This window comes from Bacillus sp. KICET-3 (assembly GCF_033261025.1).
GTDB classification, from domain to species: Bacteria; Bacillota; Bacilli; order Bacillales; family Bacillaceae; genus Bacillus; species Bacillus sonorensis.
In genome coordinates this window covers 2,120,166-2,141,497 of record NZ_CP137345.1, presented here as the reverse complement: position 1 = coordinate 2,141,497, position 21,332 = coordinate 2,120,166, and the positions used below count along the sequence as shown (strand labels likewise).

22 protein-coding genes are annotated in these 21,332 nt (G+C 34.0%); 13 read left to right on the top strand and 9 right to left on the bottom strand.

Features of this window, described 5'->3' with window-relative positions; genetic code table 11:
• Positions 1-213 precede the first annotated feature (213 nt).
• The 4 genes from R5H20_RS10580 to R5H20_RS10565 all read right to left on the bottom strand — a co-directional run bounded on the left by R5H20_RS10580 (position 214) and on the right by R5H20_RS10565 (position 3,693).
• Positions 214-1,416, bottom strand: a complete 1,203-nt coding sequence (locus tag R5H20_RS10580; protein ID WP_276562602.1) for a hypothetical protein — start codon at positions 1,414-1,416, stop codon at positions 214-216.
• Positions 1,417-1,432: 16 nt separating this feature from the next.
• Positions 1,433-2,308 carry a GIY-YIG nuclease family protein gene (locus tag R5H20_RS10575; protein WP_006640597.1) on the bottom strand — a complete coding sequence of 292 codons (876 nt, stop codon included), beginning with the start codon at positions 2,306-2,308 and terminating at the stop codon, positions 1,433-1,435.
• 312 nt (positions 2,309-2,620) lie between these two features.
• Positions 2,621-2,800 (bottom strand): type I TA system toxin YonT, encoded by a 180-nt coding sequence (gene yonT / locus R5H20_RS10570; protein ID WP_006640598.1) that lies wholly within the window; start codon positions 2,798-2,800, stop codon positions 2,621-2,623.
• Between the two features lie 611 nt (positions 2,801-3,411).
• The gene (locus R5H20_RS10565; protein ID WP_006640599.1) at positions 3,412-3,693 is read right to left on the bottom strand and encodes a hypothetical protein; all 282 of its coding nucleotides are present in this window, start codon (positions 3,691-3,693) and stop codon (positions 3,412-3,414) included.
• Between the two features lie 236 nt (positions 3,694-3,929).
• Between R5H20_RS10565 and R5H20_RS10560 the strand changes: the two genes are divergently transcribed.
• Positions 3,930-4,367, top strand: coding sequence for a hypothetical protein (locus R5H20_RS10560; protein WP_006640600.1), 438 nt, complete (start codon positions 3,930-3,932; stop codon positions 4,365-4,367).
• A gap of 695 nt (positions 4,368-5,062) precedes the next feature.
• Here the strand turns inward: R5H20_RS10560 and R5H20_RS10555 are convergent.
• The 3 genes from R5H20_RS10555 to R5H20_RS10545 all read right to left on the bottom strand — a co-directional run bounded on the left by R5H20_RS10555 (position 5,063) and on the right by R5H20_RS10545 (position 6,509).
• The gene (locus tag R5H20_RS10555; protein ID WP_006640601.1) at positions 5,063-5,488 is read right to left on the bottom strand and encodes an HIT domain-containing protein; all 426 of its coding nucleotides are present in this window, start codon (positions 5,486-5,488) and stop codon (positions 5,063-5,065) included.
• Positions 5,481-5,759, bottom strand: a complete 279-nt coding sequence (locus R5H20_RS10550) for a P-loop NTPase family protein (protein ID WP_006640602.1) — start codon at positions 5,757-5,759, stop codon at positions 5,481-5,483. Before R5H20_RS10550 ends, R5H20_RS10555 begins: the two co-directional genes overlap by 8 nt.
• An 81-nt stretch (positions 5,760-5,840) precedes the next feature.
• Complete coding sequence (locus R5H20_RS10545; RefSeq protein ID WP_053071294.1) at positions 5,841-6,509, bottom strand: 7-cyano-7-deazaguanine synthase; 669 nt, start codon at positions 6,507-6,509, stop codon at positions 5,841-5,843.
• A 311-nt stretch (positions 6,510-6,820) separates the two neighbouring features.
• Here R5H20_RS10545 and R5H20_RS10540 point away from each other — a divergent pair, with 311 nt between their 5' ends.
• The 8 genes from R5H20_RS10540 to R5H20_RS10505 all read left to right on the top strand — a co-directional run bounded on the left by R5H20_RS10540 (position 6,821) and on the right by R5H20_RS10505 (position 14,551).
• The gene (locus R5H20_RS10540; RefSeq protein WP_006640179.1) at positions 6,821-7,273 is read left to right on the top strand and encodes a hypothetical protein; all 453 of its coding nucleotides are present in this window, start codon (positions 6,821-6,823) and stop codon (positions 7,271-7,273) included.
• A gap of 30 nt (positions 7,274-7,303) precedes the next feature.
• On the top strand, positions 7,304-10,078 hold the full coding sequence (locus R5H20_RS10535) for a hypothetical protein (protein ID WP_048407314.1): 2,775 nt from the start codon (positions 7,304-7,306) through the stop codon (positions 10,076-10,078).
• Positions 10,075-10,875, top strand: coding sequence for a hypothetical protein (locus tag R5H20_RS10530; protein WP_006640181.1), 801 nt, complete (start codon positions 10,075-10,077; stop codon positions 10,873-10,875). Before R5H20_RS10535 ends, R5H20_RS10530 begins: the two co-directional genes overlap by 4 nt.
• A 105-nt stretch (positions 10,876-10,980) precedes the next feature.
• Complete coding sequence (locus tag R5H20_RS10525; RefSeq protein ID WP_006640182.1) at positions 10,981-11,256, top strand: HU family DNA-binding protein; 276 nt, start codon at positions 10,981-10,983, stop codon at positions 11,254-11,256.
• A 526-nt stretch (positions 11,257-11,782) separates the two neighbouring features.
• The gene (locus R5H20_RS10520; RefSeq protein ID WP_006640183.1) at positions 11,783-12,298 is read left to right on the top strand and encodes a hypothetical protein; all 516 of its coding nucleotides are present in this window, start codon (positions 11,783-11,785) and stop codon (positions 12,296-12,298) included.
• 647 nt (positions 12,299-12,945) lie between these two features.
• A complete protein-coding gene (locus tag R5H20_RS10515; RefSeq protein ID WP_006640184.1) occupies positions 12,946-13,149 on the top strand; it encodes a YonK family protein in 204 nt (67 codons plus the stop codon).
• Between the two features lie 12 nt (positions 13,150-13,161).
• Positions 13,162-14,379 (top strand): hypothetical protein, encoded by a 1,218-nt coding sequence (locus R5H20_RS10510; RefSeq protein ID WP_006640185.1) that lies wholly within the window; start codon positions 13,162-13,164, stop codon positions 14,377-14,379.
• 19 nt (positions 14,380-14,398) lie between these two features.
• The gene (locus R5H20_RS10505; RefSeq protein ID WP_006640186.1) at positions 14,399-14,551 is read left to right on the top strand and encodes a hypothetical protein; all 153 of its coding nucleotides are present in this window, start codon (positions 14,399-14,401) and stop codon (positions 14,549-14,551) included.
• Between the two features lie 296 nt (positions 14,552-14,847).
• On the opposite strand, the gene R5H20_RS10500 is transcribed toward R5H20_RS10505, so the two are convergent.
• A complete protein-coding gene (locus R5H20_RS10500; RefSeq protein ID WP_006640187.1) occupies positions 14,848-15,222 on the bottom strand; it encodes a hypothetical protein in 375 nt (124 codons plus the stop codon).
• A gap of 25 nt (positions 15,223-15,247) precedes the next feature.
• Positions 15,248-15,445, bottom strand: coding sequence for a helix-turn-helix transcriptional regulator (locus tag R5H20_RS10495; protein ID WP_006640188.1), 198 nt, complete (start codon positions 15,443-15,445; stop codon positions 15,248-15,250).
• 171 nt (positions 15,446-15,616) lie between these two features.
• Here R5H20_RS10495 and R5H20_RS10490 point away from each other — a divergent pair, with 171 nt between their 5' ends.
• The 4 genes from R5H20_RS10490 to R5H20_RS10475 are packed head-to-tail and all read left to right on the top strand — an operon-like array spanning position 15,617 to position 21,313.
• Positions 15,617-16,549 carry a hypothetical protein gene (locus R5H20_RS10490; protein WP_006640189.1) on the top strand — a complete coding sequence of 311 codons (933 nt, stop codon included), beginning with the start codon at positions 15,617-15,619 and terminating at the stop codon, positions 16,547-16,549.
• On the top strand, positions 16,533-18,302 hold the full coding sequence (locus tag R5H20_RS10485; protein ID WP_006640190.1) for a terminase large subunit domain-containing protein: 1,770 nt from the start codon (positions 16,533-16,535) through the stop codon (positions 18,300-18,302). Before R5H20_RS10490 ends, R5H20_RS10485 begins: the two co-directional genes overlap by 17 nt.
• A gap of 17 nt (positions 18,303-18,319) precedes the next feature.
• The gene (locus tag R5H20_RS10480) at positions 18,320-19,840 is read left to right on the top strand and encodes a hypothetical protein (protein ID WP_088272924.1); all 1,521 of its coding nucleotides are present in this window, start codon (positions 18,320-18,322) and stop codon (positions 19,838-19,840) included.
• A 33-nt stretch (positions 19,841-19,873) separates the two neighbouring features.
• Positions 19,874-21,313, top strand: coding sequence for a hypothetical protein (locus R5H20_RS10475; RefSeq protein ID WP_006640192.1), 1,440 nt, complete (start codon positions 19,874-19,876; stop codon positions 21,311-21,313).
• The last annotated feature ends 19 nt before the right edge of the window (positions 21,314-21,332 follow it).

The following is a 21,332-nucleotide window of genomic DNA, read 5'->3' as shown; positions in this document are numbered from 1 at the left end:
AATGTGTATTAGTCTGTGAAGGGTTTGGGATGGTGCAGACCAAAACATTTAAGGCAGCGAAGCTGTTTTAAATGTTTGTCAGCATCCCAATGTTTTTCTTTATTTATTCTTTTAATTTATATACATCCTTTGTTTTACGAGACAAGCCTAAAAACCCCTTGTGTATCAAGCTTTTTAAAAATGGTTTATTGCTTTTTTTTTCATATCCTTCTTTTAAATTTTGTTTTCAAGCCAGTTTTTTAACAATCCCCTCATTCTTGCAGATGGAACATATATATTTATTGTTCCTCCGTTTCGTATAGCTGATCTCCAAATCCATTGAATCATCTCAGATAACGCATAGATATCTTGGTTAATTAATATTCCTTTTGATCTGAAATAATCGTCAATAGCTGGATTGACAAATCTGTTTATTGAATAGACTAATGTCTTTTTGTGGCTATATTCATTTGTTGCCTTTGTATTGCAAGGTAAAAAGCCTTTTGTGTATCCCTTCCCGCTCAATTTGCTTTTATGTGTTTTGAATGTTGTCCAAAGATTATCTTTTGATTTTGATTTAATAATATTTTGATAATAATTTAAGATATTATTTTTAAGTCTTTTATGTAGTGCTGAACGTCTTTCAAACCAGTTTTTAGATAATGCATATTTGTCATCACCTATTTTGTTTAATTGCCCTTCATATATCTTTATTTTGTCTTTTAGATCCGCTTTTATTTTCTTATCATTGTCTTTATTATAGTTAATTAGTTTATATTCATTCCCATCGTTAATTACTGTGTATAGACTGTATTGAATATTATTCAGATCATAATAATATTTTTGTATTTGGGCATCAAACAAATAAGTTAAATTATATACCTGTTTAAACTGTTTAAAGATATCGGCTGGAAATTGCCAAAAAAGAACGCTGTCGTTATGTAAAATTAAATTTCTGCTCAATGCTAATTGTTTAAGGTTTTGAAATTCTCCTTTGTATTCCCTGTTTAACTTTTCTTCATGTTCTGCATTCCAAACAATTTGACCGTTATTATTTATAATCCATTTGTTTTTAAACAGCATATCTAAATCATCTTTTGATATGTTTAATTTTTTTACAACCTCCATAGCTTCATCTAGGATTAGTGTATAGTTACCAGAATAAATAAGTTCTTTTGTTGTTTCATTAGCCATGCTAAATAATGCGTGTGTTGTTACAATATCTCTGTTTTCTGCTAAATATTTGTGAAGTGAATCAAGTTTATATACTGTTTCCCCTTCCTCGCTGTGAACTTTAGGTTCATAAAATTTTCTATTCGTACATGATTTCTTTATTCTTGCCACCTCATCAAGATAAGGCGTAATAAAAATAAAGTGTTCATCTTCTGAAGAATTATTCATCATATTAATTACATACGTTGTTTTGCCGCTTCCCATTATTGAATCAATTACTTTAACTTTCACTATAACGACTCTCCTTTTTATTATGTTTTATCCAACCTTTTAGGATATCCTCCATTCTTTTTGAAGCAACATAAATGTGAATAGGTTTATTTATATTTGAAACATCTACAATCCATTTAAGTAAAACCGAAAGCGCATAAGTCTCTTCAGTAAGATCTTTTAATTCTTCATATTTTCGTTTCAAAAATGGATTCAGAAAACAATTCGCCGCAAAACAAAGAGTATTACGTCTGTCATCCTCTTCAAGTTTATCTGTCAAAGGGACAAAAGACTTGATATTACCAACATAAGATAACCTTTTATACTGTTGTGTAAATGTTGTCCATGCCCTGTCGTTATGGACAGTTTTAATTTGATTCGCAAAGTAATTGTTTATGTTAAGCCTTAATCTTTTTACCCCTTCACTATTTTTATTGAACCATAGTTTAGAATAGTCATATTTACCATTACCATATTTAGATAGATTGCCTTTCTTTTCGTGTATATTTAGATTTTTAATTAGTTTATTTTTGATTTCTTCATCCATTCTGTCAGAAAAGAAAACACTGTTTAAAAAGTCTACAGGTGCTGACTTTCTCTTTAATGAAGTGTCCAACATCACATTATAAAGGGTTGATACATCTTCCCCATCTATCCACATTTGTTCGATTTTTAATAAGTCTTTCTTGTCCTCAACATATTCCAACACTTCAAAAGTGAAATCATTCAAACTGTATTTTTTCCAATCTTTTTGTAACAGGTGTGAATGATGCAACCCATAGTGCAGATCAGTCACATGCTGTTCCCATCTTTTGAATACATTTGAACTACTGCCTATATACTTCTTCCCGTTTTGTTTATTTGTTATTTGGTAAACGCCTTTCATTCACTATCTCCTTTTAATTTATGTTATGTATTGATGAGCGATTACCTTCACTCATCTTTTTTGATTACGCTTGATTCCAAAGTAAACAAACCATGAAACCACAATAAGGACAAGCGTAACAATAAACACCGTATAAATAATGATCTGTGTTGTGCTGCTGAAGTATTGTTTATTGAACAAGAATAGAACAAAGCAAACAATAAACAATAAATGTGTTAGCCATAATGGATTACGCTTCATGTTTTATCATGTGCTTGATTGTGTTATACTGTAGGTGTAGCTAAGGGAGAAGCCTCCCCTAGCCTTGCTGTATTATTGGCGTGTACGTCTGCGATGCCTTGCCCGGATTCGCTTATGTATACGCCTTTTCTTTTGCTGTTTTTGGCGTTCCTTTCTTATCGCTGTCAGCTTCTCAATGATCGTTAAGATATTAAGTGTTAACGTTGATAAAGAAAGGACGGTAGCCAATACAACACCTACCTTATCAAGCACATTTTCCCCTCCTTTCTATATATTAATTTTATCACGACTCCTTTAAATAGTCAATCATTATTTTTAATTTGTTTATAATTTTTAGGATGATAGATAAAGAGTGTTTACGTTCGATATAACAAGGATTAAAGTTGATGAGTGTATTTGGGTTAGGATTTGATTGTAACGTCTGTATGAGGCTGTAAAGGTGGTTAGAATAGAAATAAAAAAGACCCAGTTATAAAACTGAGTCGTGTTTTATTTCTATTTTTAATTTGTTTTGTCATTTTATGAATCCCTTTCTTGTTTCGTTCCTTTACTAGACCTTTCAGTCTTCGTGTTGCTTTGATTTCCTGGCATTCACCTTTTGCAACTGACAGCCTATACTTTGCCCATTGTTTAGTTGAATCATCTAAGCCCCAACAGAAACGCAAAAGAGTCATAACGTTTAGATCGTTATTATATTCAGCATGGGCAAACTCTTTAAACCATTTACCGGATTGGATAAGTCTTAACGAACGCTTGCGAGATTTTTCGCGAATGATTCAAAATTATCCTCCTTCCTCTAAACATATTATATATTCAATGAGTATGAAATAAAAGAGAAAAATTTAAAGGGCCATATCCCTTTTTTAAAAGATCCTATACATTGCTTTCTCATCATCGTTTTCAATGTGATTTTTCCACTTGGAAAGGAATTTATCTACTTTGTTGATGTGTTTTGAAGGCACATTCGTATGTCCCTCAATCGCAAGGTCGCGCTCAGATAAAACCTTAAACATTACACTAGAAATCGTTTTGCTTTCAAGGTTATCAAGTTCGGGCGCGAATTCATCTAAATGCAGCCCCCACGCTTCATTTAAACATTTCTCGAATTTTTCATTTTGACCCATAAATTTGATCGCTTTTGCCATTTTTCATTTCCCCTTTCGGTTATATATGTATCGATTAACTATATTTAAATTGTATCACGACTATTAAAGATAGTCAATATATCATGTAATTATTTTTAATTTGTTTATGTTTGGATTCTCAACATACATAAAATACCAATCTATTGACACATTGAATTAAGAGAGTTGCTAGGCTATGATTTCATCAGATGGAATTATTTATGTAAAGTTCCATCAAAAAGGAGGAGAGTTAAGAGATGAAAAAAGTATTAAAACTATGTGTGTTGTTCGGTGTGAGTATGGCGATCTTATTAGGGTTCTCACCTCAGAATGCTTCTGCGGCTTGGTCAGATTGGCAAAGCTTTAATGGATTTAAACAAGGATGTCAAGTTCGCGTGTATACTGATGCATTGAACTACTCATCTAGAGCTAAGACAGTTGATGTGAAAGCCGAACAGAACGGTAAATGCGGGACTATTTATTATGAAATGTTTTTGTCTTGGAAAGGAGATTGGTCAATAGGAATGGGTGAAAATCTGCCAACAGGTTCGTTTACTTCCGTTACTCCTTTGAAATCTATAACTATCATACATCCGGAAGAAAAAACTGATGCTATTGTATATGTAGGATTGAAAAAATCTTCAAACGGAGATAATTTATATGAAGCTAAATCGAAATGGTTGACTATAGAATAAATAACAAAGGGGATCAGTCTTGTGGCTGGTCTCTTTTTTAATGTGAGGAATAGCAATGGAGAGAAATTTATAATATAGTACAAGTGTGTTAAAAAGAAAATAAGTCTTCGGCTCGCGGCTTGCTGTTATTCTCACGATTATAAATAAAAAAAGAAATGTTTCAAGGGTTATTGTGAACACAAATTAAATTTTTTTGAAATATATTCACACAAACTATTGACTTTTCATTACAATGTGTTCTCAGGAAGATTCTGAATAACGGTTCAATAAATCCAGTTATAATAGTGCTTATAACCGTAAATGAATTCCATATATTAGGTTATAGAGGGGGGTATATTAACATCCAAATTGCGTCAAATGGGGTTATATTCGCCCCTAGCACTTCCATTTCCACACCAAGATTATTTTTTCGATTTCAGTCAAAATTCAATCGTAATCGCTATCGTAAAATCCATTAATATCAACACATTTCACACTCTCCACTCCCTCTAAATCATTCCTCGTCCTACTCAAATCTTTCTCATCACCTTCTCCATCAAGGGTTTCACGATTCACCCTCCCCCTTTCCTAAATAAATAACACATAATTCCCTTGCAGCTACTGTCTTTTATTTACTTCTATCACCTCATAACGATAGCTACATTTTTTCGGTTTCAATACAATATGAGGAAACAAAAAGAGATAATCGTTTCTGATTATCCCCCTACAATATTTTTCCATAATGAAAGTAAGTTGTTCTTATTAGCTGCTGTATAGTCGGTATCTAATTTAAATTCTAACTTTTCATTCACGTGCCTTGGGATTACATGAAAATGAAGATGTTTAATATCTTGTTGAGCAAAATGCCCATTATCCGACAATATAGTGTAATCTTCACAAACACCTGAGTTAATTAATATTCGAGGAACATTTATAAGAGAATTCATTAAAGCCTTTGAAAGTGAAGGATCGTTTAAGTGATCTAATCTTTCAATATGATTATTAGGGATAATTAATGTATGACCATATGAAATAGGATTTATATCAAGAAATGCTGTTACAAAGTCATTTTTGTATATCTCAAAACAAGAAATTTTTTGTCTAACTATATCACAAAATATACATTTATCCATTTCACTCATACTTTGTTAAGTGTTCCCCTCTTTCTGACATTGTTTTCGCACATAATAAAAAATAAAATTCCATTTGTATAGTATTTCCGACTACACTTCTTTTCAAAAGTGAGGGTATAGAATATAAAGGTACAATATCGGTGAAAAAGTCTGTGTTAAAAGGTAATGACATTGCAGCTAACAACAAACTTACTAATTCACCTGGATTAACATTAAAAGAAACATTATCAATAACACGTGACTTTCCAAATGTCTTACTGACATAAGAAATAGCCAACATTTATCTATCCCACCTCTAAACAGTTAAAAACAAGCCTACGTTTTCTTTTTGTAAGAAAACCTAGGCTTTTTATGTGTTCAACTACACATTTACACTTGAATTTTTGCTATTTACATTTTCATATAGCGTATTGTCAGTAATTCCATTGTCTTTGAAAGCCTTTTGCCTATTTTTGCATGGATCACACCAACCACAATGAATAGTGCTATTAGAAGCGCAACTCCAAGTTTCTTCAAGTGGTACACCAAGATCGAATCCAATTTTTAAAACCTCTGCTTTTGTCTTATCAAGAAATGGTGTGTGAATTTTAAATTCGCGACCCAATTCAATTGAAATAGCTTTTGAAAGTAAATTGAAAAATTCATAATTGTTTTCTCTAAAGATCGTATCATCCTTGTGAACCGCGTAAAATAAATGATGAATGTCATTCTCTGCTGCATAAGAAGCAGCTAAAGAAATAGCGATTCCTGCTCCAAATGCTTTAATAGGAGATGGTAGATGGGCTATACGAAGAATATGAATTGGATCGTCTTCCATATAGAATTCTCGTAAAACGCTTTCAAAACTAATGAATTTATGAGACTTACTAATATCTTTCGCGATGAAATTAGCGGTTCTCTTTTCTGCCTCCCCCTCTTCTTCTCCAAAATTGAACGTTAATGTGTGCAGTTCATATCCCTGATGTTTAATCCAGTAAGCCAAGGTTGAAGAATCTGGTCCTCCTGATAACATTAGCAACGCTTTTTCCATTAAAAATCACCTCTTCCATATTTTTATTATATTGTAACCACAGCCCTTATTTGGATCAATATATTTTTTGAAATTATTGAAAATACAATTAATATTGCCTATTTTGGGTCGTGTTATGTTCAAACCTGAAAGGTTATGGTATTAAAAAAACATTAGACATAAACAAATTAAAAGGATATAATTAATATAGAAAAGTAAGCAGGGAGTGATTTTGATATGTGATTAGGATCAGTTGATCAGTGTTAACCGCCCTAAGAATATTCAATAGGAGTGTGATTCAATGAATAAATCGAATATTTTGGAGGAGAAGCATGTTACTACATAATACAGAAGGATATACATTAACAAAAGACATTCAAATCAAAGAAAACGGTCATACATACATTAAACGAGAAGTATTAAACCGTGCTCTGAACATTGGTGAATCAGCCTTTGTTGGTAATAGCAGAAACAAGATTAAGAGATTAAGTGAAGAAGAATATATGTTTATTAGAAAAGAACCTGTTACCAGTGAAAACACTGTTGTTTCAAAAAGGTTATTAAACAAATTAAAAGGATTGGTCGAAGATGAATTTAGAGATGATATTTGTCTTTCTTCAGAAGAGAAACTGAAACACGTTAAATTGATCATCAAGAGGAATCCTTGGATTGAAGATATGTCATTTATTTCTTCTCCATCCGATATGAGTAATGAGGATCTTCACTATTTGCTTGATCAGATTGCATCATACATAACTGAAATTGAGTTATTTAAAACTAATTAAAAATACATAGTGTAAAATGAGGGGTGCCTATTGGACAATCAACAATTTTATACATATAAATTTAATTCTTCGCGCCTAAAAGAATTTGGATACAACATTACTCTTTCTTTTCAAGAAGCACAGGAATACAACGAGGTAATTGCCTTATTTGATAATCAAATTTTAAGATCAATAAGAGACATTAAGAACGAAATCATCGATTATGCTTACCTTGAGACTCTTAACAAAGAGAAAGAGCATTTACAAAAACAAAAGCATTCTCAAGAAATCTCTAAAAGATTAAAAGAAATTCAATCAGAAATCAATGAGATGCTTTTCGTACCAGAATACATAACGATCAAAATGGATCACAACAGCCATTATAGAGACTTACATAAAAATGGATTGATCTTAAATAACAAACGGTTTGTCCGCTTCTCTTCTTCTGCAGGTCAAGCAAGAGTGTCCACTGTCGTATTTATCGAAGAAGAGACATCCAAAAGACTTAATGAAATCCTGGATAACGGAAGAGATTTAAACAAAGCCCTAGTCCCTTCTAAGTTTAATGCTTATAAGGGATTGGCTGGCAGCGCCACTCAAGTAGTTAGCGCTCCCCGGTTTTGTTTAGTTCCTGATTATTATAGCGACACTAAAGTAAAAGTAAACTTTGTGACAGAAACAGATTGTGAAGATGATGACATTATCGAAGTTAAAGATATTGTTGAATCATTTAACCGTTTTGATGGCCAAGGCTTGATTAGCTATGAGATGGCGAAAAAATGGGCAAATGAATTAGGCTTAGATTATGTACCTGCACAATGGTGTATCAGACAGAACTTCATCAAAGGAATGCTTAACACCTTCCCCATTCATGAGTTTTGTGAAAAAGTCAATAACGGCAATTACAGAATAAGAACTTCATATAAGGACGCAAATGGGAAACCGAAAATTGTTGACTTAAGAGACATCGATGTAATCCTTACCGAAAGCCAATTTAAACTTTGGGACAGCTTCCCTTCTATTGAAGTTTATGAACATAATTGCGAAAAGAACAATTTAAAATGGGGAGTATCACTGCATAGTCCTAAAAAAGATAAAGACATTTTGAAAATGAATTATCAATTTTTGCAGACACTGAACCTTAACAACGAGGACATTGAAAAGATCTGTGAGAAGTTTGTAAATTGGATTACTGGTGTTAATTCAGGGAACATATATTACACCATTCTGTTCTTGCTTGGAACTGACGTTACAGACGAAAAAATCATGAATTACTTAGAGAAATCTGAAAATCATTGGGTTAAGTCCTTAATCGTGAACCCCAGTTTAATCAATGACAAATACATAAAAAAGAAAATATATGACCTTATGAAAAAGAAAATCCAACGTGGCTGCCTAGGGGATATTATCTTAGACGGAAATTTTCAGACGCTTGTCAGCGATCCCTATGCAATGATGCAGCACGTTTGTGGGTTAGAGGTAACGGGGCTTTTAGGTAAGCGTGAATACTACTCAAACTATTGGAATCAAAAAGGGGTCAAATATGTTGACAGTATGCGCGCTCCCCTCACCTATCGCAGCGAACATTTGATTTTGAATCTTAAGCGAAATGAGGATTTGGATTATTGGTACAGATACAATTACACAGGCATCATTGTGAATGTGCATGGATCTGAAACAATGAACTGGGCTGGTAGTGATTTTGACTATGACATTATTGCAACCACGTCCAATGAAACAGTATTAAGAGGGGTTTATAAAGATGAGCTGCCAGTTGCATACACCCCTCCCACTTCGACTAAAAAGGTTTTAACAGAGGAAGATTTGTTTAATGCAGACCTGTTTTCGTTTGGGTCAATCATTGGCTCGATAACAAATAAAAGCACGAGTGGATATGCCCTTCTTTCGCAATTAGACGTTGATACTGATGAATATTTGACTACATTGAACCGTGTAAAGATGTGTACGAAATTGCAAAGTGCTCAAATCGACAAAGCAAAAATTGGGAGAGAAGTTAAAGGAATTCCTTCGCGTTGGATCAATTATCAAAAGATCAAAAAAGATGATCCGGAGAAAACAAAACTGGAAAAGGAATTTCACAATAAAATCCTATTGGATAAGCATCCCTACTTCTTTATTTATTTGTATAAAGGCACAAAGAATAAGTATAAAAAACATGTCAAAACCTACGATATCACTTGCAAGCAGAAGTTTGGAATTAGCCTTGAGGAGCTAAGGAAAGTAAAACGAAAGACAAAGGAGCAACATGAATTCCTTAAGCTATTTGAAAGGTTTAACCCTGTGATTGAGAGCGACTGTGTAATGAATAGGCTATGTAAATACATTGAATCTGTTGATTTCGGTATAAGAAGCATTGTAAACAAGGATGTTGACTATGAGATTTACAAGCTTTACATGGACGACACTATTGACTTTGATGAATCGCGTTACAAAAAAATAATGAAAGCATACCAAAAACATAAGAAGAGCATTAATCAATCCTTTTCATTTGGAACAAGTAATGAATCTGATAAGAATCTCTATGATGCAGAGCTCTGTAACAATTTCTCAAACTCCCTAGAATTATTTAAGCAAAAGATAAGCGATATCTGTTCCAATGTTTATGAAGCAGTTAATTACCTTATTCGCTTATTCTATGTTGATGAGAAGAGCTCCAATAAAGAGATTCTATGGCATTTATACGGCCAATACATATTTGAAAACGTAAAAAGAAAACAAGACAGCTTCTACCTCCCTGTTTTGGATCAAGACGGAGATATTAATTACCTTAATAAACACTATTCATTAAGAAAGGTGTGTCTATGATAGACAAATTTAAGTTTAAAGAGAAAGAATATGCAGAAGCAATTATTGAAAATGGATTTATTTCAAAAAACCTGAATTATGAATTGAAGCTATTGGCCAAGTATTATAAAGAATTAGGATATAAACCTAAAAAACGAGAAGAACTCCTTTATGATTTCTGTGAAAAAAACATAGAGAATTTTAGCCGGGTGCTATATTACAAAAAAATTAATACAGTACTCAATCATGCAAGAAAAAAAGAAAATATTTTAATCAATATAGATGAAATTGATATAACCGATAATGAACTTCGATTTATTGATTCTTTAGATATCAACCATCAACAAAAAAAGCTCTGCTTTACCCTTCTCGTCTTAGCAAAATTATATTCGACAGTTCATCACATCAAATACGGGGAGCATACAACAGAACACTATTTTGGCGGAAACAACAAAAGATACAAAGAACTTATAGATGCTTCTCATACTTCGCTAACTGCCAACAAGCTGCATCAAAACATTGGAGAGTTGGCCACGAAAGACATTGTTGAGATTCGAAATAAAGGATTCATTAAATTAAGTTTTATCTATGGTATTGAACCTGGCGGAGAAACGGCTATCAAAATAAGATCGTTTGACAGTATCGGCCTTTATTATGATCTGCACACTGGTCAAAAGAAAGTTAAACCATGTGTCAATTGTCAAACCCCATTTAGATTTAAAAGTAACAAATCTAAATACTGCCCTTTTTGTGCATCCGTTATAGCAAAAGAAAAAACAAGGGCAAGAGTAAGAAAATATCGAAATGTAACGCTTTAGAAAAACGCTAAAACCCTTGATATATAAGCGTTTTTGAACCATACATAAATTTTTATTATATGGAAGGATACATAAAATTAAACTTACATTTAGGAGGAAATAAGAATGAATAAAAAAGAACTAATTGGTGCAGTTGCAGAGGCTACAGGACTAACAAAGAAAGATGTGGAATTGGTTGTTGACTCAACATTTGATGTAATCACATCTGCTCTAAAAGATGGTGAAAAAGTTAAAGTGCACGGTTTTGGCAGTTTCGAAGTGCGAGAGCGTGCTGCACGCAAGGGGCGCAACCCTCAATCAGGGGAAGAAATTGAAATCCCAGCAACAAAAGCACCAGCATTTAAAGCTGCTAAAGCTCTTAAAGATGCTATCAAACAATAATTAAAAGGAGAATTATTCTGTTGATTGAGTTTAACTATGATGATTTAGAAAAAGTAATATTAAAAAATGCAAAGAAGCACAATATTACGATTACCAAAGAACAGATCGAGCTTTTCTTCGCCTCAGAGGAAGAGTATATGAGGAGTATTGGGTTAATCCCTTAGAATAATTACTCCTTTTCCCTCCACTTCCATTTGAAGTGGGTCGGATAATAGTCATTTGCGAGGGATCGAGGTTAGATCGATCGTCTGTATCTCTAGGAGACAGGCAAGTGGCTATTATCGGGCTGGATATTGTCGATAAGACCTAAGCGCATAAAGACGGGCGAACCCATCGCAGTCTTATCATGGGGGACAATTAAGCTCACCAATTAATTGCGGTGTACAGCTTCGGCTTGCACTTAAGGGGATTGGATGCGTCTTGTCCCCTTCTAAAAATAATCTATCAGAGATAATGTGTAATAGTTGGCAATATATCAAAATTATATTAAAATCAGTCTATATTCCTAAAAAGGAGTCGATAGAAAATGTCAAAAATCGCACTATTCGAGGCTCTTCCTTTAAGAAATACTATTTCTAAACGTATTCAGGAACTCTTACAAGAACGTGACAGTGTTGCATATGTTGAGTATGATAAAGGCGAAGAATACATCAAACCTACAAAAAGTGTAGATCAAATTACATCTGATCTGGAAGAGGCTAGAAAAGATTATCGAGATCTGGTAGTATTAATGTCCGAAGCTAACCTTAATGCTAAAGTTGTATGGGATGAAAAAGAATTGTCTATTACTGAGGCTCTTGAGTTAGCTCAGCAACTTAGAGGTGAAGCTAATAGACTTAAAAGCTACGGCCGTTCTAAAGAAACTGAACGACTATCATCTTACTCTGATGTTATTAGCTATCGTAAAGCAATGTTTGATCCTGAGAAAATGCAATCTAAAGGATTAAAACTTGAAAGAATGGCGAATCGCTTATCAAATGCAATTGAAAAAGCAAATCATAACTATGAAATTGAGTTTGAGGCCGCTGACAAGTATCTATAAATGCTGGGCTTTTGCCTTAGCTATGAGGGTGAAACTGATTTCACCTTGATAGCTGATGTAAAATCATCAGCACGGAGCATCAGAGAAGTAGAGAGCCGCCTTGGTTTAGAGCGTATCTGAACTGTAATACCGATAAAATTACAACATTTATTTGTAGGATGGGAAACGGATAACGTTTAACAGCTTACGATTTACGTGATTTACGATTTGACGGACGTTAGATATTTAGTGTGGTCATATTTCGATAAAATAACTTTAACTCTGTTCTCTGCTGCTTCACTTTTAGCTCATCTGCCACGTGTAGAAGGAGTTCCTGAAGACGTCTTATAAAGGCGTCTTTTGTTATTTCGGCTTACTTAAATTTTTGCCGATTTAAAGGTTTTGGCTAACCCGTAATCAGCCACATTCCCTGTCGATCCGAAGGCTTGCGTTCCTACGTGAGCTACTTATGTAGGTGAGAGGGGCTTTTATTTTTTGTAAATTCCTTCGGGTGTTTTCCCTCAACACCTATCCGATTTATTCATTTCTTATTATTCCCCTCCATCCCCTCTTTTCGGATTGGCCGATGCTGTCGGATCATCGGACTTCCGAAGGAATTTATTTAAGTTTATATATCAATTAAAAGGATAACAAGGAGGAATTTTGGTATGGCAAAAGGTAGATCAAGTAAAAAAGTTAACCAAGTGAATTTAAAAGGTTTTTTGGATATGGATTTAATGGAGATAACTGAACAAACAAAAGAAGATGAGTACACATATGATTTAAGGGAACGATTATATGAGTTTAATGGGAAAAACGTGTCAATCACAATCAAGGAAGAAAATGAACTTCCTGTTAAAGAAGATGAGTAGGATGGTGATTGAGTGATCGATCCTATTCAAACGAAACGTCGCCCTGATGAGAATTTAAAAGAATGGAAAATTAGAATTTGCTCCAATAAAGATGCTTACGATTTAAACTGGGAAGAAATTAAGGAGCTTATTAACAAAGAAACTGGTGAAAATAAAGGAGAATCCGTTTATAGGAAATGGTTCAAAAACTTCATTGAAGGCGTTGAATACCAAAAAGAAAAATCAGTAGATTCCAACGCTGCCTTGATAGAATTAGAAATGAAAAAGCTTGAAGTTATGGAAGAACGAAAGAAACTTCAGGCCGTTAAACATGAATTTCATAAGGAAACACGAATAAAAAGCAGAACTGAACTGCTTTATGAAAATGTATCTCAAGCAATTAAAGAAATTGGCACTCTTCCCCCTCCCTCTTTTCAAGTGTTGGAAAAGAACGTGGGAAAAAGAGCTGCTGTTCTTGGCTTTGGTGATGAACATTTTGGTAAACAATTTAAAAGTTGTAACAATGAATACAACGAGCAAATTTATCTTGAACGTATGAACCAAATTCTCTCTGAGACTATTGAATACATAAAAAAAGAAAGCTTAGATGAATTGGTCGTACTAAATGGTGCTGACAGTGTTGAAGGAATGGCATTACGGGTATCTCAACTGACGGCTTTACAGTACGGTTTCATTGATCAAGTTATTAAATACTCACGTTATAAGGTTGAGTGGCTTAAAGAACTTTCTAAATACGTAAAGATCAAGTACATACATATCCCTTCTGCTAACCATACAGAGTTAAGATTACATAATTCAAGTCGTTTGGAAATGCCTAAAGAGGATGTTGAGCGTATCATTGCCACATATATTCATGACATGCTTAAAGACAATGAGCGAATTGAAGTTCCGCTTCAAGATGAAGCTATCGTAGACTTCAAATTACTGGAGTTTGAAATTGCAGCTTGTCATGGTCACCAATTAAAAAATAAAAAGAACGCTATTCGTGACATTTCACAGCTGAAGCGAAAATTCTACGACTATTTATATGTGTCCCACTTCCATCATGGAAACATGCTTACAGTTGGCGAAGCAGCCACGCATAATATTCAAGTTATTCAACTCCCTTCTGTGATGGGCTCTGATGAGTATAGCGACGGTCTAATGACAGGTGCGAAAGCTGGAGCTAACCTCTCAATTTATGAGTCTGGTAAAGGTCGGACTATTCAGTATGATTACATATTAAATTAGATTAAAAGGAGTTGTAAACATGAGCAATGAAAGAGAATCAGCTTTTAATAATTTAGTAACATTGATTTGTAAAGAGTGTGAAAAACACGGTTTTACGTTAAATGAGTTAGAGAGGATTCAACCCCTTGTAAAAAAGTTTTACTACGACAATGCTATTCCTTTTAAGCATTAGAATGATAAAGCCTTTCTCAAAATTAATCGTATATAATGATGAAGATATTGAAGCTATATACATAATTCGTTTTACATGAGAAAAACTTTAGGAGGATTTTAATGAAACTAAGAAGGTTTTTAATTGAAAAGTTGGCTGGGAACTGACCTGTAGCCCTTAATTTAAAAGTAAATGGAACATTGGATGCAGATAAAACAAAAGAAGGTTTGTTTAAAAACATTAAGTGTATCTGAATAAATCTTTAATTTTATTTGAATTTAAAGATCATTAAGAGGGTATGATTCCCCTCTTAATGATTAATGTTTTTTTGATAATATGATCATAGATGTAAATAGTGTGATGAGTGTGAGTGCTATTACAGTACTTATGATTTCAAAGATTGTTAACGTTATAACATTAAAATAAGTACCATACAATATCAAAACCAAATATATAAGTAGAGCAATGAATGAGTATTTCGTCCCTTTTTGCTTAATAAAATTTGCTCTTTCGTCTTTCTGTTTGAATTGATGATAAATATATCCTCTTGCAAAGCATATAAATGCTGCGGTTCCATACATTAGTATTTCTATAAATGATAAAGAGTTTGTTGCTACTCTAAAAAAAGCTATTACACCTAAAAGGATCAAGAATAAAACCCCAAGAAAATAGAAGTTTCTTTGAGAAGTCATAATCATCCCCCTATATAAATAATTGTTAATCATCTTCCAACAAAAAAATTTCCTCAACAATGGTATTAAATGTTTTTGCAATTTGTAACGCCAAAGGTAATGAAGGATTGTATTTACCTTTTTCAATGGAAATAATCGTTTGCCTACTTACGTTCAGCAAATCTGCAAGTTTATCTTGTGAAAAACCATATTTTTTTCTATATTCTATTACTCGATTTTTCAAAGGCATTCCCCCTTGTTTATTAATCATAACGTAAAACCCCCTTTACGTAAAGGTTACTTTACATATTGCAAGCACATTTTTAGAACGCCCAGTGATGATTAAGGTTGCCCCTCCTTCCTATTGCTGGGCGTTTTATAAAACGTGTTTAACTTAAGTATTGGAGGTGAATTAATGGCTACACAAAAAATTATGTGTTCTTGCTGTGGGAAAGTTCAAAATATAAATCAATTTTACAAATCTGAATCATTATTTAATGCTGCTACTGGAAAGCTGACAGTTTGTAAGACATGCCTTCAAACTGAATACAAAAAAGATCCTGAAAACTTAAAGCATGTGCAAAATATTTTACGCATGATTGATCGTCCTTTTATTTATGATATTTGGACAGCTTCAATTGAGGAAGCTAAAACAAAATCCAAGAATGGCGATGCTAATGTTTTTGGTGTATACATGAAAAATATTGGCATGAAAGATTTCATCGCTAAAAACTGGTCAGACAGTGAATATGATTTTGAAGATGATCAAGAACATACTACAAAAATGCTGCTCGCTAAAAGTAATGAAGATGTAACTCCAGAAGATATTGAGGAGTTTATTCAATTTTGGGGACGCGGTTTATCGGTTGAGGACTATTTGTGGCTTCAAAATGAGTACATTGATTTTACAAATCGGTATGAGTGCGATTCTAAAGGAATGGAACTGCTTATAAATCAAATCTGTCTTACAATGTTGGATATTCGTAAGCGCCGTGAAAATGGAGAGAAAGTCGATCAGCAACAAAAAACACTCCAAGACTTATTGGGTTCAAGTAATTTGAAGCCGGTTCAAGAATCAGGAGCTAGTGGCGTTGAGCAAGAGACCTTCGGAACATTAATAAAGAAATATGAAAACGAAAGGCCAATTCCAGAACCTGAGCCTCGCTGGAAAGATCCTGATAAGATCGGTAAGTACATAAAAGTATTTTTCTTAGGTCACTTATCGAGGATGCTTGGTATCAAAAATGAGTATTCAGATGAATATTGGAGCGAAATGCAAAAGCACACTGTTGAAGAGCCTGTAGATGATGAAGAAGACGAGGTAACAGAAAATGGCCTCATACAGTAACTTCACAACAGATCGTAAAAAACACAGCAGAGGTATTAACCTCTTCAATAAAGGCAGGAACTTCAACAAGAAATCTAAATCAGAAAGACTAATGGATGGTATTGGTGCTTGGGCTTCTTTTTATCGAGCAAATCCCCATCGTTTTGTAAAAGAATACTTAGGGATAACCCTTAAACTATTTCAATGTATTTTGATTTACATGATGGTACATAACCATTATTTTATGTATTTAGCTAGTCGTGGACAGGGTAAAACTTGGTTAACCTCGGTGTACTGCTGTGTTCAAGCCATACTATTTCCTGGCACAAAGATAGTCATTGCTTCAGGAACTAAAGGACAAGCAAGAGAAGTTATTGAAAAGATTGATGATTTGCGAAAAGAGTCTCCGAATTTAAGACGAGAAATTGAGGACTTAAAAACTTCAACTAATGACGCAAGGGTCGAATTCCATAATGGTAGTTGGATTAAAATTGTTGCATCAAACGACGGAGCTCGCTCAAAACGTGCAAACCTTTTGATTGTGGACGAGTTCAGAATGGTCGATTTTGAGATCATCAGCAAAGTATTGAGAAAGTTTCTTACCGCTCCAAGGTCTCCAAAATATCTTGAAAAAGAAGAATATGCTCATCTAAAAGAACGAAACAAAGAAATTTACTTATCATCCTGCTGGTATAAGGTTCACTGGTCATATAATAGATTTGTCACCTATTTTAATGCAATGATGAAAGGATCAAAATATTTTGTATGTGGTCTTCCTTATCAAATTGCCATTAAAGAAGGATTGCTTGATAAAGATCAAGTAAAAGACGAAATGTCTGAAGAGGACTTTGACCCAATTGGCTGGTCAATGGAAATGGAAGCATTGTGGTTTGGAGAATCAGAAAAAGCTTATTTTAAATTTGAAGATCTCGAAAAAAATCGAAAGCTCGCCTCTCCCCTATTTCCACCTGATTATTATGACCTCATTAAAGATTCAAATTTTAAATTTGAAAATAAAAAACCTGGTGAACTAAGGTTAATTAGCAACGACATTGCTGGCATGGCTGGTAAAGATAATGACGCCAGTGTTTACACTATTTTTAGATTAATTCCAAATTCAAATGGTTATGATAGACACATTGTTTATATGGAGAGCATAGTTGGTGGACACACAGGTTCACAAGCAACAAGGATAAGACAATTATTTGAAGATTATGCATGTGACTATATTGTGCTAGATACTCAAAGCATTGGTCTAGGTGTATATGATGCTCTTTGTCAGCCTCTATATGATAAAGAAAGAGCTAAAGAATATGAACCACTCTCTTGTATCAATGACGAAAAAATGGCTGAACGTTGCACGTATCAAAATGCCGAAAAACTCATTTACAGCATTAAAGGTAACGCTCAGTTAAATAGTGAGATTGCAGTTCTTCTTAAAGACGGATTTAAACGAGGAAAAATTAAAATCCCTATAAATGAAAATGAAGGTCGAGAGTATTTGAAGCGATTCAAGGGATACGAAGCCTTACCAGAAGAAACCAAGGCCAAATTTGTTTCATCTTATGTTCAAATCACCTTGTTGATCAATGAAATGATAAACCTTGAAGCTGAATACAGCGATAACGGACAAATCAAGCTAAAAGAACCTAAGAGTAAACGAAAAGACAGATATAGTTCCGTGGCGTATGGGAATTATGTTGCTACCCTTTTAGAACGAAAACTCAACAAACAAACAGAATATGACATTGATGATGATCTTGTCTACTTTTAAAAGAAATGAGGTGAATTATGGCTGGTATTAATAAAATCGATATTGAATCAGAGGAGTACCAAAAGCTGCTAAACGATTACAGTACCTATGTGTCTACTTTTGCATCTGGCTTCGTTTCTAACCTATTTTCTCAAGGTATTATAAGTGAAGTAGATGCTAAGCAGTTAAAAGAATACTTTTCTAACCCTGATAAGTTTCAGGAAGAGATAGAAAATCTTGCTCAATATTTCTATATTTCAACCGCTGAGATCCACCAACTTTTTGAGTTAATCGAAGCTCTCCCAACTTTGAATTATAAAATTGATTCCTTTGTGAAAAGCAAGTCCTCTGATAAGCACATCTCCCTTTTAAATAAATCCCTCCATAGAGTAAAACATAAAAGATTAACTCGCGACTTGCTAAAACAAACTGCAGCAGCAGGAACACTCGTTGGAATTTGGCTAGGAGATGAAAAATCCCCCTACCCTTTTGTGTTTGACAGCGTTAAATATGCTTTTCCAGCTTTCAGAAGAAATGGTGATTGGGTTTGTTTAATCGATATGGAGTATTTCAGCAACATCAAAGAGGACTATAGAAAAGAGCTACTACACAGCTTTTCCCCTTTCATTAAGAATTCAGATTATGAAAACTTCCTAAAAGATCGAGAGAAATACAGATATAAGGAACTCCCTCAAGAACGGACATTCCCACTTCGAACCGGAACTTTAAAAAGGAATCAAGGGTTAGGTACATCTTGGGTAACACCAGGTTTATATGATGTTCTACATAAGAAGAAACTTAAAGACGTTGAAAGAGCTATCGCCAATAAAATCATTAATGCAGTTGCTGTTTTAACCATCGGGACTGATAAAGGTAAAGGCGAGTACACAAATCTTAAGCTTCCAAGACCAGTAAAGCAAAAAATTCATTCTGGAGTGAAGACTGCTTTAGAAAAAAACAATAAAGATGGAGTTACAGTCGTTTCCATCCCCGACTTTGCAAATTTGGAGTTCCCGGATGTAAAAGCCGATGGATTAGACGGAACAAAATTTGACCACATCAACAGTGACATACAATCTGCTTATGGTTTATCAGGATCTTTGCTAAATGGTGATGGCGGCAACTATGCAACGTCCTCATTAAACTTAGATACCTTTTACAAAAGAATTGGCGTCTTAATGGAGGAAGTTGAACAGGAAGTATATCAAAAACTCTTTAACCTTATCCTTCCTGCAGGTCAAAAAGATAATTATTACATGAACTATGACAAAGATAAGCCTTTAACACTTAAAGAAAAGATGGACATTCTCATTAAGCTTAATGATAAAGGATGGTCAATTAAACATGTTATCGACAATATTGCAGGCGTGTCATGGGAAAGTTATTTGGAACAAACTTTATATGAAACAGATGAATTAAATCTTCAAGATAAGATAAAGCCTTATCAAACATCCTATACATATACAGGCAATGAAGCTGGACACCCTGTTGTAGATGAAAGTACTAATGAAAACACTATTAAATCTGCAACATCAAATGGAAACAGCTTACCAGACTAATTTGCAATGTTTTGAAAGGAGGTGAATAAACGTTTGTCCAAAGAGCAAAAGAAAAAAGTTTTTCAATTGCAGCTAAATGAGATAAAGAAAACAGATGATCCCACAAAGCTCCCCTGCACTTTTATCATTTTTGACTTTGAGGCATCTCATAACAATACAGTCATTTCTAAGGAAGTTGCTTTGGACGCCTCCCCTACTATTATCAATAAGCCTATTGTTGCAAAATACCATGAGGTTGAAGAAGTCAACACGGCTACCGATGCTCTTGGATCTCATGAAGCATTTTTAGGTACTGATAAACATGGTGAACTTGAAGTTAAGACAGATACTACTCCAATTGGCGTGTTTACTTCTGAAGGATACATTATGCAGATCGATACTCCAGAAGGAAAAAAAGAAGTTTTGGCCGCCGATGCAGTTTTATGGAGTTCACGTTTCAGCGATGCCTGCGAGCTTTTATTGGAATGGTATTCGCGGGGCATCAATATAAACACAAGCTGCGAAATTCTATACTCAAATTACTCTGTTAAAGATGGGATAGAGTATATTGAAACACCCATTTATTTAGAAGGTCATGCGATCTTGAATTCTGAAAAGCGAGGTGAACACGATGTTGTCCTCCCTGCTTATGATTCATCTCGTTTAGTGAGCTTTAATGAGATGCAAAAATTCGAGAAATTAATAGCGCAAGCCGCTATCCAAGAAAAACAAAAGGAAGGTGAAAAAGTGGATAAATTTAAAAAAGTCTTTGAGTTATCACATTCAGACATAAGAGCACTTATCTATAATCAGCTTGATCCAACTCTCGAATCAAATGAGGAATCATACATTGCTGATGTGTATGATTCATATTTTATTGTAAACATTTATAGCTGGTCTGAAGATAATTCTTACGACAAATATTACAAAGTTAACTACACCAAAAATGGGGATACTTTGACAATTGATTTGGACTCTAAAACTGAAGTCTTCTTAAAAAGAAATTGGGAAGAAGTTGTCCCCGAAGATATCCAAAGTCAACTGAATGAGAAAAACAAAAAAATTTCAGAGCTCTCCGAGCAATTTAATGAAATCAAGGAGAGTAAAGCTAAGCTTGAAGAGCAGTTTAATGCAGCAAGCGAAAAACTCGTTCAGTTAAATTCTGCTGTAGAAGAGCTAAAACCGTTCAAAGAAAAACATGAAAAAGCAGAGTTCGAAAAAAGAATCCAAGAAAAGAAAGAATTCTATAAATCTAAATTTGAAGCTCTTAATGCTGAAGAGAAATATGAAACTGAAGAAGTTCAAAATCTTATTCTGGCATCTGCTAAAGACAACGAAGAAGCCGATAAAGCAGTTCTTCAATTGAATTCAATGTTGGTCGAACTTGTTGATCATGCAACTGATCAAGATGGAATTTTTATTAGAGAGATGTCCAGCAAACGTGAAAAATTACTAAAAGATGATGATTCGTTTGAATCGCGTTATTCATCTTAAAAAACTTAAAATGGAGGAT

Bases quoted from the DNA above. Each gene is read 5' to 3' on its own strand.
- R5H20_RS10580 (WP_276562602.1), bottom strand. From the start codon at position 1,416: ATGGGAAGCGGCAAAACAACGTATGTAATTAATATGATGAATAATTCT.
- R5H20_RS10575 (WP_006640597.1), bottom strand. From the start codon at position 2,308: ATGAAAGGCGTTTACCAAATAACAAATAAACAAAACGGGAAGAAGTAT.
- R5H20_RS10565 (WP_006640599.1), bottom strand. From the start codon at position 3,693: ATGGCAAAAGCGATCAAATTTATGGGTCAAAATGAAAAATTCGAGAAA.
- R5H20_RS10560 (WP_006640600.1), top strand. From the start codon at position 3,930: ATGAAAAAAGTATTAAAACTATGTGTGTTGTTCGGTGTGAGTATGGCG.
- R5H20_RS10555 (WP_006640601.1), bottom strand. From the start codon at position 5,488: ATGAGTGAAATGGATAAATGTATATTTTGTGATATAGTTAGACAAAAA.
- R5H20_RS10550 (WP_006640602.1), bottom strand. From the start codon at position 5,759: ATGTTGGCTATTTCTTATGTCAGTAAGACATTTGGAAAGTCACGTGTT.
- R5H20_RS10545 (WP_053071294.1), bottom strand. From the start codon at position 6,509: ATGGAAAAAGCGTTGCTAATGTTATCAGGAGGACCAGATTCTTCAACC.
- R5H20_RS10540 (WP_006640179.1), top strand. From the start codon at position 6,821: ATGTTACTACATAATACAGAAGGATATACATTAACAAAAGACATTCAA.
- R5H20_RS10530 (WP_006640181.1), top strand. From the start codon at position 10,075: ATGATAGACAAATTTAAGTTTAAAGAGAAAGAATATGCAGAAGCAATT.
- R5H20_RS10525 (WP_006640182.1), top strand. From the start codon at position 10,981: ATGAATAAAAAAGAACTAATTGGTGCAGTTGCAGAGGCTACAGGACTA.
- R5H20_RS10520 (WP_006640183.1), top strand. From the start codon at position 11,783: ATGTCAAAAATCGCACTATTCGAGGCTCTTCCTTTAAGAAATACTATT.
- R5H20_RS10515 (WP_006640184.1), top strand. From the start codon at position 12,946: ATGGCAAAAGGTAGATCAAGTAAAAAAGTTAACCAAGTGAATTTAAAA.
- R5H20_RS10505 (WP_006640186.1), top strand. From the start codon at position 14,399: ATGAGCAATGAAAGAGAATCAGCTTTTAATAATTTAGTAACATTGATT.
- R5H20_RS10500 (WP_006640187.1), bottom strand. From the start codon at position 15,222: ATGACTTCTCAAAGAAACTTCTATTTTCTTGGGGTTTTATTCTTGATC.
- R5H20_RS10490 (WP_006640189.1), top strand. From the start codon at position 15,617: ATGGCTACACAAAAAATTATGTGTTCTTGCTGTGGGAAAGTTCAAAAT.
- R5H20_RS10485 (WP_006640190.1), top strand. From the start codon at position 16,533: ATGGCCTCATACAGTAACTTCACAACAGATCGTAAAAAACACAGCAGA.
- R5H20_RS10480 (WP_088272924.1), top strand. From the start codon at position 18,320: ATGGCTGGTATTAATAAAATCGATATTGAATCAGAGGAGTACCAAAAG.